The organism is Metabacillus lacus (genome assembly GCF_009674805.1).
Classification (GTDB): Bacteria; Bacillota; Bacilli; order Bacillales; family Bacillaceae; genus Metabacillus_C; species Metabacillus_C lacus.
This window is the reverse complement of the sequence record NZ_WKKI01000006.1, coordinates 41,109-58,515: the sequence shown is the minus strand read 5'-3', so window position 1 is coordinate 58,515 and position 17,407 is coordinate 41,109. Positions and strand designations below refer to the sequence as shown.

At 40.9% G+C, this 17,407-nt stretch carries 19 protein-coding genes; 5 read left to right on the top strand and 14 right to left on the bottom strand.

Going from position 1 to position 17,407, the window contains the following annotated elements; genetic code table 11:
- Positions 1-2 precede the first annotated feature (2 nt).
- From GJU40_RS05605 to GJU40_RS05595, 3 genes are read right to left on the bottom strand one after another with little or no spacing between them, the layout of a single operon-like run.
- Positions 3-923 (bottom strand): ketopantoate reductase family protein, encoded by a 921-nt coding sequence (locus GJU40_RS05605; protein ID WP_154306771.1) that lies wholly within the window; start codon positions 921-923, stop codon positions 3-5.
- Between the two features lie 42 nt (positions 924-965).
- Positions 966-1,799, bottom strand: a complete 834-nt coding sequence (locus tag GJU40_RS05600; RefSeq protein ID WP_154306770.1) for an ABC transporter permease — start codon at positions 1,797-1,799, stop codon at positions 966-968.
- Complete coding sequence (locus GJU40_RS05595) at positions 1,792-2,985, bottom strand: quaternary amine ABC transporter ATP-binding protein (RefSeq protein ID WP_343031417.1); 1,194 nt, start codon at positions 2,983-2,985, stop codon at positions 1,792-1,794. The genes GJU40_RS05600 and GJU40_RS05595 overlap by 8 nt, the downstream gene beginning before the upstream one ends.
- A gap of 161 nt (positions 2,986-3,146) precedes the next feature.
- Between GJU40_RS05595 and GJU40_RS05590 the strand changes: the two genes are divergently transcribed.
- On the top strand, positions 3,147-4,025 hold the full coding sequence (locus GJU40_RS05590) for a glycine betaine ABC transporter substrate-binding protein (protein WP_170289338.1): 879 nt from the start codon (positions 3,147-3,149) through the stop codon (positions 4,023-4,025).
- A gap of 21 nt (positions 4,026-4,046) precedes the next feature.
- Here GJU40_RS05590 and GJU40_RS05585 read toward each other — a convergent pair whose 3' ends face one another.
- A complete protein-coding gene (locus GJU40_RS05585; protein ID WP_154306767.1) occupies positions 4,047-4,823 on the bottom strand; it encodes an aminoglycoside adenylyltransferase domain-containing protein in 777 nt (258 codons plus the stop codon).
- A 218-nt stretch (positions 4,824-5,041) separates the two neighbouring features.
- Here GJU40_RS05585 and GJU40_RS05580 point away from each other — a divergent pair, with 218 nt between their 5' ends.
- Complete coding sequence (locus GJU40_RS05580; RefSeq protein ID WP_154306766.1) at positions 5,042-6,484, top strand: carbon starvation CstA family protein; 1,443 nt, start codon at positions 5,042-5,044, stop codon at positions 6,482-6,484.
- Between the two features lie 92 nt (positions 6,485-6,576).
- Here the strand turns inward: GJU40_RS05580 and GJU40_RS05575 are convergent, their stop codons facing one another.
- The 5 genes from GJU40_RS05575 to GJU40_RS05555 form a co-directional block, all read right to left on the bottom strand.
- A complete protein-coding gene (locus GJU40_RS05575; RefSeq protein ID WP_154306765.1) occupies positions 6,577-7,437 on the bottom strand; it encodes a DUF4349 domain-containing protein in 861 nt (286 codons plus the stop codon).
- Positions 7,438-7,623: 186 nt separating this feature from the next.
- The gene (yidC, locus tag GJU40_RS05570; RefSeq protein ID WP_154306764.1) at positions 7,624-8,448 is read right to left on the bottom strand and encodes a membrane protein insertase YidC; all 825 of its coding nucleotides are present in this window, start codon (positions 8,446-8,448) and stop codon (positions 7,624-7,626) included.
- On the bottom strand, positions 8,370-8,765 hold the full coding sequence (locus tag GJU40_RS05565; protein ID WP_154306763.1) for a hypothetical protein: 396 nt from the start codon (positions 8,763-8,765) through the stop codon (positions 8,370-8,372). Before GJU40_RS05565 ends, yidC begins: the two co-directional genes overlap by 79 nt.
- 130 nt (positions 8,766-8,895) lie before the next feature.
- Positions 8,896-9,201 carry a hypothetical protein gene (locus GJU40_RS05560; protein ID WP_212029796.1) on the bottom strand — a complete coding sequence of 102 codons (306 nt, stop codon included), beginning with the start codon at positions 9,199-9,201 and terminating at the stop codon, positions 8,896-8,898.
- A 72-nt stretch (positions 9,202-9,273) separates the two neighbouring features.
- Complete coding sequence (locus tag GJU40_RS05555) at positions 9,274-9,495, bottom strand: DUF3006 domain-containing protein (protein ID WP_154306762.1); 222 nt, start codon at positions 9,493-9,495, stop codon at positions 9,274-9,276.
- Positions 9,496-9,697: 202 nt separating this feature from the next.
- Between GJU40_RS05555 and GJU40_RS05550 the strand changes: the two genes are divergently transcribed.
- Entirely contained in the window at positions 9,698-10,576 is an 879-nt protein-coding gene (locus GJU40_RS05550; RefSeq protein WP_154306761.1) for a ComEC/Rec2 family competence protein, read from the top strand.
- A gap of 88 nt (positions 10,577-10,664) precedes the next feature.
- On the opposite strand, the gene lepB is transcribed toward GJU40_RS05550, so the two are convergent.
- Positions 10,665-11,219, bottom strand: a complete 555-nt coding sequence (gene lepB / locus GJU40_RS05545; RefSeq protein WP_343031416.1) for a signal peptidase I — start codon at positions 11,217-11,219, stop codon at positions 10,665-10,667.
- Between the two features lie 273 nt (positions 11,220-11,492).
- Between lepB and GJU40_RS05540 the strand changes: the two genes are divergently transcribed.
- Positions 11,493-12,269 (top strand): alpha/beta fold hydrolase, encoded by a 777-nt coding sequence (locus tag GJU40_RS05540; protein WP_154306760.1) that lies wholly within the window; start codon positions 11,493-11,495, stop codon positions 12,267-12,269.
- A 146-nt stretch (positions 12,270-12,415) separates the two neighbouring features.
- Here the strand turns inward: GJU40_RS05540 and GJU40_RS05535 are convergent, their stop codons facing one another.
- The gene (locus GJU40_RS05535; RefSeq protein WP_154306759.1) at positions 12,416-12,808 is read right to left on the bottom strand and encodes a DUF2512 family protein; all 393 of its coding nucleotides are present in this window, start codon (positions 12,806-12,808) and stop codon (positions 12,416-12,418) included.
- A 236-nt stretch (positions 12,809-13,044) separates the two neighbouring features.
- On the opposite strand from GJU40_RS05535, the gene rodA reads away from it, so the two are divergent.
- Positions 13,045-14,220 (top strand): rod shape-determining protein RodA, encoded by a 1,176-nt coding sequence (gene rodA / locus GJU40_RS05530; RefSeq protein ID WP_154306758.1) that lies wholly within the window; start codon positions 13,045-13,047, stop codon positions 14,218-14,220.
- A gap of 184 nt (positions 14,221-14,404) precedes the next feature.
- Here the strand turns inward: rodA and GJU40_RS05525 are convergent, their stop codons facing one another.
- Genes GJU40_RS05525 through GJU40_RS05515 form a run of 3 tightly spaced genes read right to left on the bottom strand, consistent with a single transcriptional unit; the run spans position 14,405 to position 17,407 of the window.
- On the bottom strand, positions 14,405-15,598 hold the full coding sequence (locus tag GJU40_RS05525; protein ID WP_154306757.1) for an ABC transporter permease: 1,194 nt from the start codon (positions 15,596-15,598) through the stop codon (positions 14,405-14,407).
- Entirely contained in the window at positions 15,595-16,287 is a 693-nt protein-coding gene (locus GJU40_RS05520) for an ABC transporter ATP-binding protein (protein WP_154306756.1), read from the bottom strand. Before GJU40_RS05520 ends, GJU40_RS05525 begins: the two co-directional genes overlap by 4 nt.
- Positions 16,280-17,407, bottom strand: coding sequence for an efflux RND transporter periplasmic adaptor subunit (locus GJU40_RS05515; RefSeq protein ID WP_154306755.1), 1,128 nt, complete (start codon positions 17,405-17,407; stop codon positions 16,280-16,282). Before GJU40_RS05515 ends, GJU40_RS05520 begins: the two co-directional genes overlap by 8 nt.

The following is a 17,407-nucleotide window of genomic DNA, read 5'->3' as shown; positions in this document are numbered from 1 at the left end:
ATTCATTTTTCATATGGATATTGTTGACTGTATATTGTTAAATTTTGATGTATTGTCGTCAATAACGGAGCTCTCACACCGTGTTTGGCAGCAAGCTTCAGCAGATAGCCTTGAAGATGGCTTGCTTCTGTTTGCGCACCTTTTTCCATATCTCTTTGCATTGAAGATTTCATTTTATCAGACATCTGGTTCAGTGTATTCATCTGCATTTCTACTGCATTGTTTTTTAGCGGTGCTCCTGCGGCAGCCATAATATCAGCTATCTCCTGAAAAACCTGTAAAACAGCTGTACTGGCGTATGTGCGGATGAGACCGACAGGAGAACGGAACAAGGTAGTAACACCGGACATACCTGCAATAAACATATATTTATGCCACATCTCTTCTTCAATTTCTTCACTCAATATAATCTCTGCTTTTGCCTCTTTAGACAGCTGGTAAAACTCATTCAGTTTGTTACTCCAGTTAGCTTGAAGAGGACCAAAGACCATCCTGTGAACCGGAGAGGATTGCATGATTTTCCCTCCGCTATTCATAGTGGATTCAATAAAACAAAGCCCCCCTGCCACCTGTTCTTCCGAAAATGCTTCTTTTAGAGTATCTAAATGCTGAATTCCGTTCAAAAGCGGTATAATCATTGTTTCTGAATCTGTAAAGTGCTTTACATCCTGAATTGCTTTTTCCAACTGATAAGCTTTTGTACTTATAATTACAATATCAAAAGAATCACGGCTGCTATTGTCAGAAATCGTAGAAACAGAAAGGACAGCATCTCCATGAGGGCTTGATATTTGAAGGCCCTGTGAGTGAAGCTGCTCTTTTCTCTTCTCTCTGACTAAAAATGTCACATCTCTTCCTATCTCCGCAAGCCTTCCTCCGAAATAACCTCCGACAGCACCTGTACCTGCTACTAAAATCTTCAACTTCTTTCCCCCTTTCTTTAAAAGAACAGCTCCGTCCTTTTATCAATTTCTGAGTTTCAGGTTCTGAGTAATACGATCTAAAATGATAGCAAGAATCACAATAGCGAGACCTGCTTCAAATCCCAGGCCTACTTGTATTCTTGTTACGGCCCGGTACACTTCTACCCCCAGTCCCGGCGCTCCAACGAGTGAAGAAATGACCACCATGGATAATGCCAGCATAATACTTTGATTAATTCCGGCCATGATAGTGCCTGCTGCAAGCGGAAGTTCAACTTTTAACAGCTTTTGCCAAGTAGTAGAACCAAAAGCTTCCGCTGCTTCTGTTAACTCACGGGGAACCTGTCTGATTCCGAGGTTAGTCAGCCGGATTGTTGGCGGCATGGCAAAGATCACAGATGCGATAATTCCCGGCACAACACCTATTCCAAAAAACAGAATTGCCGGGATAAGATAAACAAATGCAGGCATAGTTTGCGCAAAATCTAGCAGCGGGGTAAGAATTCCTGCAGCTCTGTTGCTTTGTGATATCCAAATACCAAGCGGAATTCCAATGATAATGGAAAAAAGAACTGCTGTCAGGACAAGAGCAAGGGTGCTCATAGTCTGCTCCCAGAAGCCGAGGCTTACAATAAACAGCAGTCCGGCGACGGTAAAAATAGAGAAAGGTATTCTTCTGGTCGTAAAATAAGCCAGACATGCAAGAACAGGTATGATTACGATCCAAGGAAAAATCGTTAGAGCACTTACGATACCATTATAAAAACCTCCAACAATGTCTCCAACAAATCCAAAAAAACCGCTGAACGAATTGTTTATATTGGATACAAGCGTGTCAACCCATTCGCCGACAGGGATTTTAGGAATTTCAATCATGATTCCTTCCCCCTGTTCCGGCAAGGGCCTGCAGCACACTGTCTTTTTTTATAACACCCTTGAATTGTCCCGAAGTGCTGACGACCGGAAGAGGATATACTGCGTGCGCGATGTCCTTATAAAGATCCTCAAGCACCGTTTCTTCAGATACAGCATGAGTATGTATTAAGTGATGCAAAATGGGCTTATCTTCAAACACAGCTTTTCGAGCATTTTCATATGTAAGTACTCCCTTGTACAGCTGCTGCTTATCTACCGCAATCATATAGCTTCTATGTGCCTCGTTGATCATCCTCAGGGCTTCCTTTGGTTCACAGTCAGCGACGATTGTGTGAGTAACCTCGGCTATGGATTTTGCTGTGATTACTTTTCCAAGATTTACATCTTCAACGAACTTTTCTACATAGTCATTCGCTGGATTTGTCATTATTTCTTCAGGCGTTCCAATCTGAACAATTGCTCCGTCTTTCATTAAAGCAATTCTGTCTCCAATTCTTAATGCCTCATCAAGATCATGAGTAATAAATACAATTGTTTTTTTCATTTTGGCCTGAAGTGAGAGCAGTTCATCCTGCATATCTTTTCTGATTAAAGGATCAAGAGCGCTGAAAGCTTCATCCATTAGGAGCACGTCAGGATTATTTGCAAGTGCCCTGGCAAGTCCGACCCTTTGCTTCATTCCCCCGCTTAGCTGATGCGGATAGCTTTTAGCATATTCTTCAAGTCCGACAAGTCTTAAAGCGTTTACCGCTTTTTCAATGCGTTCCTTTTTGCCAATCCCCTGAACATCCAGACCGAAAGCGGCATTTTCTGCCAGGTTTTTATGCGGAAATAAAGCAAAACTTTGAAACACCATGCTCATCTTTTTTCTTCTTACATTCAGTAAGGACTCCGCCTTCATATTGATGAGGTTTTCTCCATCTACCGCAATATCCCCGGCAGTGGGCTTAATCAATAAGTTCAGAAGCCTGACCAGGGTTGACTTTCCGCTTCCCGATAACCCCATGATGACAAAAATTTCACCCTCCCTGACACTAAAACTTACATCGCTGACACCAACAGCCAGGCCTGTTTTCTTTAATATTTCCGATTTGCTTTGTCCTTCCTTTATAAGAGAAAGCCCATCCCTTTCATGCTTTCCAAATATTTTTGATACATTTCTTACTTCAATTTTTTTATGACTCACCAAAACACCTCAAATTCAACTGAAATATGTATAGCAGTACTAAATTCTTTTACCCTGTTTCAAAATAAAATAAACGTTTTTTTATGATTTTAGGTTTTGTTTATCATAAGAAAGGGAAAGAAGAAAGTTGGTGCAAATACATAAAAAGGAGCAAAACTACTATGAAAAAACCATTCTTTATACTGTCACTGATTTTGACACTATTTCTGGCAGCCTGCGGAAATGGGAACAACAATGAAGGCAGTGGGGAAGGCGAAGAACAAAATAAAAAAGTCAGCATGGCAATGATGAGCTGGATTGATAATATTTCAACAGCTTATTTGTGGAAAGAGATTCTTGAACAGGAAGGCTATGAAGTCGAAATGCTTGAATTGGACAAGGCTGCAATGTGGACCGGGCTCAGCAGAGGAGATATTGATTTATCCAGTCAGGCCTGGCTCCCCCTTTCCGATCAGTCTCTTTATCAGGAATATCAAGACACTATTGACTTTGGTGAAACATGGTATGAAGGCACAAAATTGGGGCTTGTCGTACCTGAATATATGACTGATATGAACAGTATTGAAGATCTTTCTGCACAGGCTGATACATTTAACAGCGAGATTGTGGGAATTGATCCGGGATCAAGTCTTATGGAACTTACATCACAAACAATAGAAAGGTATGGGCTGACGAACTTAAACCTTGTAGAATCTTCTGAAGCGGCTATGCTGACTGAGCTTAAGAAAGCTTATGATGCAGAACAGCCTGTGGTGGTCACACTTTGGAATCCTCACTGGATTTTTGCCGAAATGGATTTAAAATATCTCGAGGACCCTGAAAACACCTATGGAGATCCGGATAACATTCAATTCATGGCAAGACAGGGCTTTAGTGAAGATCATCCTGAAGTATATGAATGGATGACCAACTGGGAAATGAACGATGACCAGCTCGGTTCATTGATTAAAGAAGTAGAGAACGCATCCAGCCACCAAGAAGGTGCCCAGCAATGGGTAGAAAACAACCGTGAGCTGGTGGACGGCTGGTTGAATAAGTAATGTACCAAGCTGCTGAGATTTTCAGCAGCTTTCTCTATGGTTCAACTTGGCAAGGATATCATGATAAAATTGGAAGATATCCTTTTTCCATTGCAGTGTGGATGAATAAAAACTCTTCTTTATACTTCCTTCTCTCAGCCGAATGGCCTCCAGTACTGTCTTTTTCCAAGCAGGCTCACGATCACAAAGCCAAAGGCAGGCTCTCAGTTTTGATTCTATTTTTCCCGTTTCCATTGTATAAAGTGTTCTCGCCAGCTGTGATATGCTCTCTGAAAAGAAGAAATCGGAATTCCGAATGCTGGCTTCACTGTACTTTTTCAGCTGCCTGTTAAGCTCCCTGCCTGCAAAGTCTTTTAACAAAACTGTATTAGAGCTGTCAACGTCTACAATTTCTCCTGTCATAAGAATGTGATTATGACAAATTGTCAGCCACTCAAAAATTCTCAATTCCTTTCTTTCACAAGAAATATTACCGCTGCTATACTGAAACTGTATGCAGTTGTAAATTTCGCTTTTGATTTTCAGCAAAAACAGAATGTCCATACGGTAATTCACAGTTCTATCCATCTGTTCATGCAGTTTTTTCAATCTGCTGATTTCTACCCTGGTCAGCGGCTTTTCCAAAAGTACAGCTATATCAATATCACTTTTTTCATCATCATAGCACTGCAGTGGAAGTGAACCTGATAAAAGAATAGACTTTGCCGGGGTTTCCAAAGTTTTTTGTACTGATTTGCAGTAACTATTTAAAAAATACCTGATTTCAGCAGAAAGTGCTGAAACGTTTGTATCTGCCAAAATGGACAGCTCCCTTAATGTTTTTATTAGCAGTTTGGCTTACTCATACAAATTTATGCCAAAAAGCTTTCAGGAATACATATTTCCGTTGGAAATATGCGCTCCAGAGCGCCCACTGTATACATGACATGTTGGCAATTCGAAAGCATTTTTATTTCCTTTCACCGCTGTTAAGGATTACAATGTATGTAAGCGTATACAAAGGGGAGTTGATACCAATGTTCACATTTATATTTTCTATTATTCTGCTTATTATCGGCTATTTTACCTATGGCAAGTATGTTGAAAAAGTATTTGGAGTAAAAGAAACCAGAAAAACACCTGCATTTGCTTACAAGGACAATGTAGATTATTTACCTATGGGAAAAAAGAGAAACTCACTTATCCAATTGCTGAACATTGCAGGAGTGGGTCCTATCTTTGGTCCCATTATGGGTGCGCTTTATGGACCTGCAGCATTTATATGGATTGTCTTTGGATGTATTTTTGCAGGTGCCGTTCATGATTACCTAACAGGGATGATATCTATTAGAAACCGTGGAGCCCATTTGCCTGAACTTGCCGGTAAATTCCTCGGAAAAGTCATGAAGCATGTGGTAAATGCATTTGCTATTTTACTCCTGCTGCTTGTCGGTACAGTATTTGTATCAGCACCTGCAGATCTTCTTTCCAGTATTACACCGGACTGGGTGTCTTTTAGTCTAATTATCAGTGCAATCTTTATATATTATATTCTCGCTACATTGCTGCCAATTGATAAGATTATCGGAAGATTATATCCTCTTTTCGGCGCACTGCTGCTGATAAGTGCAGCAGGTGTAGGTTTGGCTCTAATTTTCACGGGTGCACCAATTCCAGAACTGTCTTTTTCTAATATGCATCCTGATTCTGCCCCAATCTTCCCGCTGCTGTTTTTGACAATTTCCTGCGGTGCATTATCAGGGTTTCATGCTACACAAACGCCAATTATTTCAAGAACAACGCAGAATGAAAAGCAGGGACGCTCGATTTTCTATGGCATGATGATTGCTGAAGGGATCATTGCTATGATATGGGCAGCAGCAGCCATGAGTCTGTTTAACGGATATAATGGGCTGAATGATGTTCTTGCTGCAGGGGGCCCGGGAGCAGTAGTCAGAGAAGTTTCTACAGTGATGCTGGGTGCCGTTGGAGGAACGCTTGCAGTCCTTGGCGTTATCATACTTCCAATTACTTCAGGAGACACTGCTTTTAGAAGTGCCAGAATGATTATTGCTGATTATATTCGTTTTCCTCAAAAGAAACTATTAAGCCGATTGTGGATTGCCCTGCCGCTTTTTGTGATATCTTTTGGTTTAACAAGAATAGATTTCACTCTTTTATGGAGGTACTTTTCCTGGGCAAATCAGTCAACGGCTGTTATCGCACTGTTTGTCGGGGCAATGTATTTGTTCATAGCTAGGAAAAACTACTGGATTGCTTTGATTCCGGGGACGTTTATGCTAATGGCTACCACTACTTATATTATTAACGCTCCTATTGGCTTAGGGCTTTCCATGTCAGTTTCATATATTGCCTCTGCTTTCATCACTATATGTACGGTGCTTATTTTCTTCGCAGCCGCCCGACATCAGAGAGCAAACATGATTGAGTTGGACGATCAATTGGATTCAGTAGCGTAATGGAAAAAGGATATGCGGCTACTTGGTATTGAGTTTGAACTTATACTACTGGAATTAGCCCTTCTCAATTTGAGAGGGGCTTTAACTGATGTTTATTTTTCCTTGTTTCTTTTTCTGCGGAAAAAGAAGAAAAGGAAGCATATCGCAGCTGCTGGAACAATGATTGGAGAATTTCCTGCAAAAAATACGATCGTTGATGAAATACCCTGCAATACAGTATTCACACTTTTCATAAATTGTTCCTTTGTTTTCCCCCATGTATTCAGCTCCTGCTTTACAGCCGGAATCTTTACCCCTTCTTCTTGAAGCGAGATAGTAATGGAAGCATAGTTCACCTGATTTTTCAAGAGATTTAATCTTCCTGTCAGCTGTTCAATTTCTTCCTGTACCGTTGATAAATCCTTGGAAATCGCCAAGAGTTCTTCTGTTTTTTGAGCATCTTCCATGAATGCAAGCAATCTTGCTTCAACAGCTTTCTTGGAACGAATCCTTGCTTCTGTGTCTACAAATTCCTCAGTCACATCCTGTGCCTGCAATTCCTTTTCTCTAACCCTGTTCCCCGCTGTTGATAAAGAAGTGATAAAATCCTGAAAATGCTCCTGTGGAATTTTGACCACTATCACTCCTGCCCTGTTCTCCTCTTCTTCCCGGGCATAATCCGCTGCGCTCACTATGTATCCATTTAGTTTAGCGGTTTCATCTTCTATTGTCGCGGCGGATGCTTCATAATTGTCAACTTCCAGCTGCAGGGAAGCCTGGTAAACAATTTTTCGTGTATGCTCATTAGCAAAAGCAGCATTATTTGAGCTTTCTCCACTCTCTTCTTCATTCTGTATACTGTCCTCAGAAGAAAAATTTTTTTCCTCTCCAACGGAACTGCTGTCCCCTTCACTTTGAGAACAAGCTGTCAGCAAAAGCAACAGTATATATAAAAAAGCTATACTTCTCTTCATGTTGTTCACCCCTTTGTTACATCTGGACGATGAAGTCAGTAAGAAAGTTACAATGAGAGGAAATTTATGGGCTGGAGAATAAATCAATTAAGCTTTACAGTTTCTAACCCTTGGAGGATTTCCTAACCACAAAAAAAGCTGCCCTGCAAGAAGTTTACACCCCCTCAGGACAGCCCCTGCATACAATTAGCTTTGGTCCAGCGGCACTGATGCCGCAGCCGGCTTTTTACTGTACATTTTTTGTATAAACCAGGTCTGGGCTATAATGAATATACCTCCAACACACCAGTACAGCGGAATGGCAGCTGGTACAGAAAATGAAAATACTGCCATCATAACAGGTGACAAGTAGCCAAGCACCGCCATCTGTTTTCTTTGTTCTGCGTCCATAGTAATCAGTGAAACTTTGAATTGAATATAGTAAATTACTCCGGCAAGGAGCGGCAGAATACGATCAGCTGACCCAAGATTAAACCAAAGGAAAGAATGTGCTGCAATATCAGGTGTTTGCTGAATGGCATAATAAAATCCCATCAGTATCGGAAGCTGCAGCAGCATTGGAAGGCAGCCGCCCAATGAAGCAAGGGGGTTGATGCCCTTTGCCTGATACAGCTGCATCATTTCCTGCTGAAGCTTGGTTTTTGCATCAGTATCTTTCGCCCGCTTCATCTTTTCTTGTATCACTTTCATCTCAGGCTGTATAACAGCCATTTGTTCTTTTAAATTCATCGACATTTTTGTCTGCCTCACCATAAGGGGCATAAGACAAAACCGAATCAATAACGTAATGACGATTATGGATAAACCGTAACTGCCCCCAAACAAACCTGCAAAAGCTTTTATTAAATATGAAAAAGGATAAACAACATAATGATTAAACAACCCGGGGGTTTCTGAAGTAATTCCCCCTGCACCTGCCTGCTGGCATCCTCCTAACAAAACTGCTGCCGCAGTGACAGCAAATAAAACTGCACCCGTCTTGAATGCAGAGCTGCTGATTTTCTTTTCCATCGTAATCCTCCTTGTTTTTTCATCTTCCCATTATGGTCAAAAACAAGAAGGCTATGCGCCGGGTTATCATCAGGAGAATCTTTCCGTTTCATTTTTTTTGTAATCCAGCTTTGTATACTGTCTATAGAACGGCAAATATCAAAAACGGGATTGCCGCATTGCAAATCGGCATTTCTTTCCTGCTTCACGACTTGATTCAGCTTAAAACCATTCTGAAAAAGATATCCAAAAGCATAGACGGCAGCTGCAGTAAACAGCATGCTCATCAGCAGCATATACGGCCCTACTTCGTTGGTTAACTCCAGAAAATCTATCACTCTGCATTCACCCCCTTTATCTACCTATATTATAACTCTTTTTCATAGTAACATGCGCTGAAGTTGTTTTAGATTCTATTATATTAGGTGATATAAAAAAGCATGCTTTGACAGCATGCTTTTGTAATAGTTATTTTTTTGACGGTTGTTCTCCAAAAAGCTCCAATAAACTTTTCCCTTTAATCAGCCTTTTAAATTTCCGCTTAGGGTATTCGTATTCGCTTCGATAATGGTGTTTGCAAAGTCCTTTTGAATAATGCTCTCCATTGCACCCCTCAATACTGCACAGCATTTCCACACCGTAACCAATGTTTTTCAAGGCGGTGGGACTTCCGTTTCTCCTCTGCCTGGCATAATGTTTTTCGCAAAGCATCTTTGCCTTTATCTTGCCTTCACAGCCTTCCACTGAACAAGTTTTCTCTGCCTTTTCCATCATAACCCTCCAAGAATCTTACCTTCAATTCTTATATCGGAGGAATGCGTGAAAATTTTACCATTTATCCAGGATTTATTCGTCTCTGAATAAAGAGTTCGTCAGTGCTTCTATATGCTGCTTTCTTTCCTGTGTTGCTGCTGCGTTAATTGTAATAGCAATATCGAGAACGTCTCCTTCTTTCATCTCTGGAGGGAGCTTTTCTTTTGGAAAAGGAAAAGTCTCTCTGCCAAACTCAATAACAGCGTAATCTCCTTCCAGTCGATCTACGATAAATAATTTTCTTTCTTTATCCATCTAGTAACAACCTTTCTTAGCCCCCAACATTTAAAATCTTAGGCTTTACTATAGATTACGGTATTTTTGTTAAGGAATATTAAATTTTTAATGTATATATTGATCTATTTTAACAGAATTCGGGAGTAAGATTAACATTTTCATGATAAGTTGGTAATTGAGGTAAATTTTTCTTCAAATTTTACTATACTAGGAGGCAATCATGATGAGCAATCAGTTTTTCAAAAAGTTTGGCAGCATTTTAGTGTTAACAGTTTTTATTCTATCTTTTTTCTCTTACTATGGAGAAAATCGTACAAGTGCATCTGCAAACCTGCAAGTTCATTACATAGATGTTGGACAAGGTGATGCTATGCTTTTAAAGCTTCCCAATGGCCAAAACATGGTAATAGATGCAGGCGATAATCAATATGGGCAGTCAGTAGTCAATTACATAAAAAATCAAGGAGTTTCCCATATAGACTATGTTGTAGGTACCCACCCGCATGCTGATCATATCGGCGGCCTTGACGATGTAATAAAATCGTTTTCCATCGGTAAAATCTATATGCCCAGCCAGACTTCTACTTCACAAACTTATTTAGATGTCATTAACGCAATCAATGCAAAAAAACTGACCATTACTCGTGCAGCGGCCGGCGTGTCAATTATTAACACAACAGTAAGCGGGAAAACTTTTCAAATGTTTATGACCGGCCCTGTTAAGAATTACAGTAACACCAATGACAATTCTGCCGTTATTAAAGCAGTGTACGGATCCACTTCATTCCTTTTTACCGGAGATGCTGAGCATGCAGCAGAAACTGATATGATCAATGCAGGTTATGATTTAAGAGCCAACATATTAAAAGTTGGCCATCATGGCAGCGATACCTCTACGTCTACAGCATTTCTGAACAAAGTCAATCCGTCTGCTTCAGTCATATCAGTAGGTTCAAACAGCTACGGGCATCCTACTTCATCAACAATCAACAGGCTTCTCAATATGGGAAGCAAAATCTATCGGACAGATATGAATGGAACTGTCATTATCACTACGAGCGGAAGCGGCTGGCTGGTGAATAAGTCTGCATGGAGATAAAGAAAATCCAGGAATATTGCTTTTTCTGAAGAATTTGTTGCAAAAAGCCTGAACTGGAAGAGTCCAGATCAGGCTTTTGTTATGTTCTTTAGTTTGTTCTTCTGATTTCTCCTATAGGGAAAAATACGAACTCAGATCTCCCAATGATTCTAGCTTCATCTATAAATCCAAGGCCATTTCGGCTGTCCATACTGTTCAGGCGGTTGTCTCCCATTACGAAATAATTGCCTTCCGGGATTTCTTGGGGACCAAAATTATCTGTGAGGAGCAATCCAATCTGCTCTGCCTCCTGCCTGTTTTCGTCCAAATATTCCTCTTCCACTTCTTCTCCATTAATTGTTAGTACATCATCATTCATTTCAATGGTATCACCTGGAAGGCCCACAATCCGCTTCACGTAATGAAGACCATTTTCCTCCCCATTGATAATCACAATATCTCCTCTGTTAAAATGGTTAGTAAACCCAATTGTTTTATTCACGAACAGCCTTTCACCATCATGGAGAGTAGGATTCATAGAAGCCCCTTCTACTAAATAGGGTTCAAATAAGAATATTCTGATGACAAGTGCCAGTCCTACAGCGATGATGATAGCTTTAATCCATTCAAATGCAGAACTTTTTTTAGATTTTTTCTCAGACACAGTTTGTTCCTCCTCTGGCTTTCTTCCTGTCCGCTGAGCTGTATAGCAACTGACAGAAAGTACAACGATCTGGTTGTTGCAGTGCTTTTTTTCAATATATTTATCTTTTTTAAGAATACACTATTAAAAAAAAATTGTCTTTATAAATATGACTGCTACAAATGATAGATATTCCACTTTTGCTATGTTTCTAAACTCCTTTCTTGAAAGGGGTTTACAAACTGAACAAGAGGTGTATTGTATTAGTAAGAAATAAAGACATAGGAGTACAGCATGCCAATTGTGAAAGTAGATATGGGTGAAATTTATTATGAGTGTGAAGGCGAAGGAAATCCCATTGTATTTATACATCCCGCTGGAATGGGTTTGAAAACCTTTCACTTTCAAAAAAAACTGCTTCAAGAACATATGAAGGTGATTACCTTCGATTTAAGAGGGAATGGCCGAAGCTTTAATTGGGGAGAGGATGCCTCTGTTCAAAAGCTGGCGAAAGATATACATACTCTCCTAGCAGAGCTGGAAATAGATTCTGCTATAATTTGCGGCTATTCAAATGGAGGGCTGCCTGCACAGGAGTTTTCACTTCAATATCCGGAAATGGTGCGGGGACTTATTTTAATTGGCGGGTTTGCCGACTCAACCACCCCCTTTTTCAAAAGCTTTTTCTCCGGGGGGCTGGGGCTTATCAAAACGGGAGCCTACCCTGTCATAGCAGAAGGACTTGGGGCCGCACATTATAAAGTTCGTAAAGAACTGAGTGAGTATATGAAGCTAAGTGATCCTATTACTGTAAAAATGATGTATGGTGAGATGAAAAATTACAGCTGTGCAGACAGGCTTGACGAATTTTCGATGCCGCTTCTGCTTATTTACGGCTCTGCAGATTTACACATCCTAGGCCATCATAAGCCCTATCTTCAGTTTGTTAAAGACTTGAAAATAGCGGAGATCTCCCCTGCCGCACATCAAATCCCAGTCACTGCTTATCATGAGGTAAACGCGATTATCCTTCAATTTATGAGATCGCTTCAAGAAGATTCTTTCATGTAACTTTCAGCTGTTTTGCAGTACCGGTCAGAGATAGCAGATGTAAATAAAAACGGAAGCTCTTGGCAGCTTCTGTTTTTTGCTATCCTCACCTTCATTATCTCAAAAGAAAAAGGGCTTCCGAACAGATCCGGAATGCCCCTTTTATATTAATAAACTTCTTTATGTTTGCCAGATGCTGAAGTCGTTCGCGGTGAATGATCTCCTTTTAGCAGCCATTTGTGATAAAACCATTCCCCCGCTGCAAGCAGGATAGATGCAATCAATGCGGGAAGAGCTCCATTGCCGCCCTGCTCAACGCCCATCATGCTCAGTCCAATCCAAAGGACCAAAAATGCCAAACCAAAATCTGCAATCGTTGCTGCTACATTACCCATCTTAGGAAGAACCATCATGTCACCAAGCAAATATGCAGCGACAATTAACACAACTCCAAGCAGTATAGTGCTGCCAATAGGTACGTCATAAATTCCAGTCAATACAATCAGCAGAACCGGCAATACTAACAATGCCTTAATTGCTAAAGCTTTTCCGTGGTTCATGTAAACTCCTCCTTATTGGTGATCTTTTTTCCGTGATGGTTGTTATATACCCACGGCATTTTTTAATAAACCAAAAGGAGTAAAAAGTCAATATAAAAACAGCAGTTTTTAACGAAAATTTTCTCTAGCGGAAAGCGTCTAATTTTGTAGACATTTCAGGTATTTCATACGATAATAAAGTCTTGGCAAAAAGACTTGTTCAGGGATATTTTTAAACTTATTGAGTGGTGAAAGCAATGGAAAACGACAAACAACTATTAAGCTCTCGCATTGATTTTCAGTTAGCATTTATTTTGTTTCTGCTTTTTTGTACCAGCTGCATCGCAATTTATTCAGCACAAACATCGTCAGGTCAATATAGTGCAAACTTTGTTTTTAAACAGATTGTTTTTTACAGCCTGGGTACTTTGATTGTTGCCGCGATTATGTATTTTGATTCTGAGCAGCTTCAGCGCCTTACCTGGTATTTTTATGGTTTTGGATTGCTGCTGCTGAGCTTGCTTATTTTTGCGCCTGAACCTATCGCACCTGAAATTAACGGTGCTAAAAGCTGGTTTAAGTTTCCTCTTATAGGAAATCTTCAGCCTTCGGAATTTATGAAAACGTTTATTATCCTTGCACTAAGTTCATTGATTGCAAAACATAATACAATTTATCAGGAAAAAACATTAGGAAGCGACATGCTCCTCCTTATTAAGATGTGTGTAACCTGCTTCGTCCCTATACTCCTGATCATGAAGCAGCCGGATTTGGGCACTTCTCTTGTTATTTTGGCAATTATGACTGGCATGATTTTTGTTTCAGGAATATCCTGGAAAATCATTACTGCCATTTTTACGGTTATTGGTACTGCGGCGGGAGTCATCTTCTATTTTATTCTACAGGCTCCTCAAGTTCTAACCAAATATCTTGGTGTTAAACAATATCAATTTGGAAGAATTTATGCATGGCTGAGTCCTGAAGATCACAAAAGCGATGAGGGCTATCATTTAGTTAATTCGTTAAAAGCAATTGGATCAGGACAGGTTTTTGGAAAAGGTTTTGGAAAAACGGATGTATATATTCCTGAAAATCATACAGATTTTATCTTTAGTGTTATAGGGGAGCAATTTGGTTTTTTGGGAACCAGCATTGTGCTGAGTGTCTTCTTTCTGCTTGTATATCATCTAGTCAAAGTCGCTATGGAAACAAACGAACCTTTTAACAGCTATATATGTACTGGTATAATCAGCATGATTGTATTTCATGTTTTCCAAAATGCAGGCATGACGATCGGACTCCTGCCTATTACAGGAATTCCCCTGCCATTTGTCAGCTATGGAGGCAGCTCGCTTATTGGCATGATGCTGGCGATGGGGCTTGTTTTTGGAATCCGCTATCATCACCGTGTTTATATGTTTTCAAACGACTAACACCCAAATTGGGTGTTTTTTTGACCATTTATTTATATAAGTTTTATTTTAAAACAGAATCTAACATAATTCAAGTTCTAATGAACCTGTACGTAGATACCTCACCATTTAAAAAAAGCTGCACCCTTGTTTGAACAATTGGGTGCAGCTTGTAAGCAATATGAACTTAAATGTTTTTACAGCATTATTCGTATCTTAATGCTTCTATCGGGTTGAGCTTGGCGGCTTTGTTCGCAGGCAGCATGCCAAAAACGATCCCGATCAGCATGGAAAAGAGCAGAGCTCCTGTGACAACTTGCCAGGAGATGAGCGACGGCCACCCCGCTGCTGCTGATACAATAGATGAAACACCTACTCCCAAGAGAACCCCCAGTACGCCTCCTATGAAAGTTAATGTGACCGCTTCGATCAAAAATTGTGTAAGAATTTGGTTCCGGGTAGCTCCAAGGGCTTTTCGAATGCCTATTTCTCTTGTTCGTTCCGTTACAGATACCAGCATAATATTCATCACCCCTATACCGCCCACCAGAAGTGATATGCCGGCAATTGAGCTGATAATGAGGGTCATAATGCTTGTAATCTGTCCGATTCCGTCAGCTAATTCTTCAAAGTTAATTACTTTGTAGGATTCTTCCGTCCCGTGGACATCATTCAGCATATCAGTTGCGCTTTCTCCTGCTTCCTGAATATCGTCAGCAGAATTTGCCTGAAGCGTTACCTGTGTGTAATTGCTTTTTCCGTATGCATTTCTGTATGTAGGAAATGGTAGATACACTTCATTTGATGAAAAAGATAAAAGACCCGTCGGCTTCCTCAGTACCCCTACAACTTCAGCAGGCTGGCCCCCGAGCCAAATAACAGAGCCGACTGCAGCACTTTCCTTAAAAGCCTCTTCCTTCAATTTCTGGCTGATGACAGCTACACGGCGCCCGCCAAGAAAATCTGAATCCGTAAAGCCCCTGCCCTCACCCAGATCAAGGCTGTTCACTTCCAGATAAGCCTGATTAATTCCGAGAGCAGTAGTGTCAAAAGTTTCGGCTTCCACTCTCATTGTTAAAGGCTCCATCACCGAAGCAACGACCTGCTTCACTTCAGGAATGTCCTGCAGCATATTGATATCCGCCTGAGTGAATCTGGCAGCAGTAAATGCATTCGGATCTGATCTCATCTCTTCTTCACTTGGTTCGTAATACACTTCAATTGTGTTTCCAGGACCGACAATCTGTGATTTCAGCATTTGTTCTCCGCCCTGACCGATAGCAACAACAACGATGACTGCTCCTACTCCAATAATGATTCCAAGCATGGTCAGCATACTGCGCATCTTATGGGCGAGAACAGAGGCAAACGCCATTTGAATATTTTCAAGGAGCTTCATTCTGCAAGCCCCCTTTCCATACTGCTTTGAGAGTGAACCTCTCCATCCCGCACCATGATGGTTCGGCGGGTAAAGTCTGCCACTTCCTGCTCATGAGTGACAATGACGACTGTGGTTCCTTCTTGATTCAACTTTAAAAACTGATCCATGATCGCAATGCTGGTCTTAGTATCAAGTGCCCCGGTAGGTTCATCGGCAAGAATAATTTTAGGTTGATTAACAATCGCCCTTGCAATGGCTACCCTTTGCTTTTGTCCGCCGGACAATTCATTGGGCAGATGCAGCATTCTTTCCTCCAGCCCTACCTTTTGCAGAGCAATTTTTGCTTTTTCTTCTCTTTCTTTTTTGCCAATCCCTGCATAAATCATTGGAAGCTCAACGTTTTTCAAAGCATTGAGGCGGGGCAGCAGCTGAAACTGCTGAAAAACAAACCCAATAGAAATGTTTCTCACCTTTGCAAGCTGCTGATCTTTAAAAGAAGAAATATCCTCTCCGTCAAGCTGATAAGTTCCTGCAGTCGGCCTGTCCAGACAGCCAATGATGTTCATTAAAGTAGATTTTCCGGACCCGGACGGCCCCATAATGGCAACAAATTCTCCCTCTTCGATCACAACGCTGACATGCTTTAGTACATCAAAAGTTTCTTTGCCGATTGAATAGCTTTTTGTAATGCCTTCCAGGCTAATCATTTGCCGTCACTTCCATACCTGCTTTCAAATCATCTCCAGGATTTAGAACAATCAAATCTTCAGCTGTTAAACCTTTTGTCACTTCAATGTATTCTTCAGCTGATAGACCAAGTTCAACTACTTTCGCAACGGCCTTTCCTTCTTCCACGATATAAATCATATCCTTGCTGTCCACTTTTCTTATGGCACTTTGAGGAACAGTCTGAGCAGTCCTTCTCTCTGTTTCAATTTCCATGATCAGCCGGAAGCCCGGTTTGGCTGTTATCTCTTCCGAAGTTACGGCAGCTTCAATCGGATATTGAACAGCAGCATTTGGATCTGCAGGCATTCCTGCTGTTTCAGCAGAAACTGGAATGATTCCAATAGTAGATACACTTCCTTCCAGCTTCATGTCAGGCAATGCATCGGAACGCAGTGATACGGGCTGACCCGGAAGCACTTTTGTAGAATCATATTCTGAAAGCTGCCCCTTCACAACAAGCTGATTCCCAGAACCAATATGTACCGCGGGAGTTCCCTGTGAATTGCCCGAAACCGCTGTTCGGTCCACTGAAACAATCTGACCGTCAAATTCGCTTGTTACAACCAGTTCCGATAGATGCCTGTCAATCGTCTGTCTTTGCAGTTCTGTTTGCTCACGCTCAATCTCTGCCAAATTAAGCTCCAGTTCCAGTGAGTTTCTTTCTGCTTCAATTTGCTCTTCAGCTTGCGAACCGCCAACCTGGAGAGCAAGATCATCTTCTTTATCGTCAAGTGTGCTCAGCTGGTTTTGGATTTGCTGAATTCTCAAATCATTAGACTGAAGAGCCAGTCTGTTTTGCTCAGCTTCAAGATTCAGCTGCTCACTTTCATATCTTACAATTTCTGTTCCCGCTGTAACTGTATCTCCTACAGAAACCAAAATTTCTGCAATACGTCCCTTCTCGGGATTTGCAAAAATAAATTGCTCCTGCGCAAAGGAAAGTGTAGCAGGAAGCAAAATAGTTCCTGCTACTTCATTTTCCTGCAGTGTCCCGGTCTGAACAATATATTCATCGGGATTGTATGCCTTATAAACATTGATGCCGATCAATGTTCCGATGATTGCTGCCAATCCAAGCGAAATCAGTATTTTTTTCAT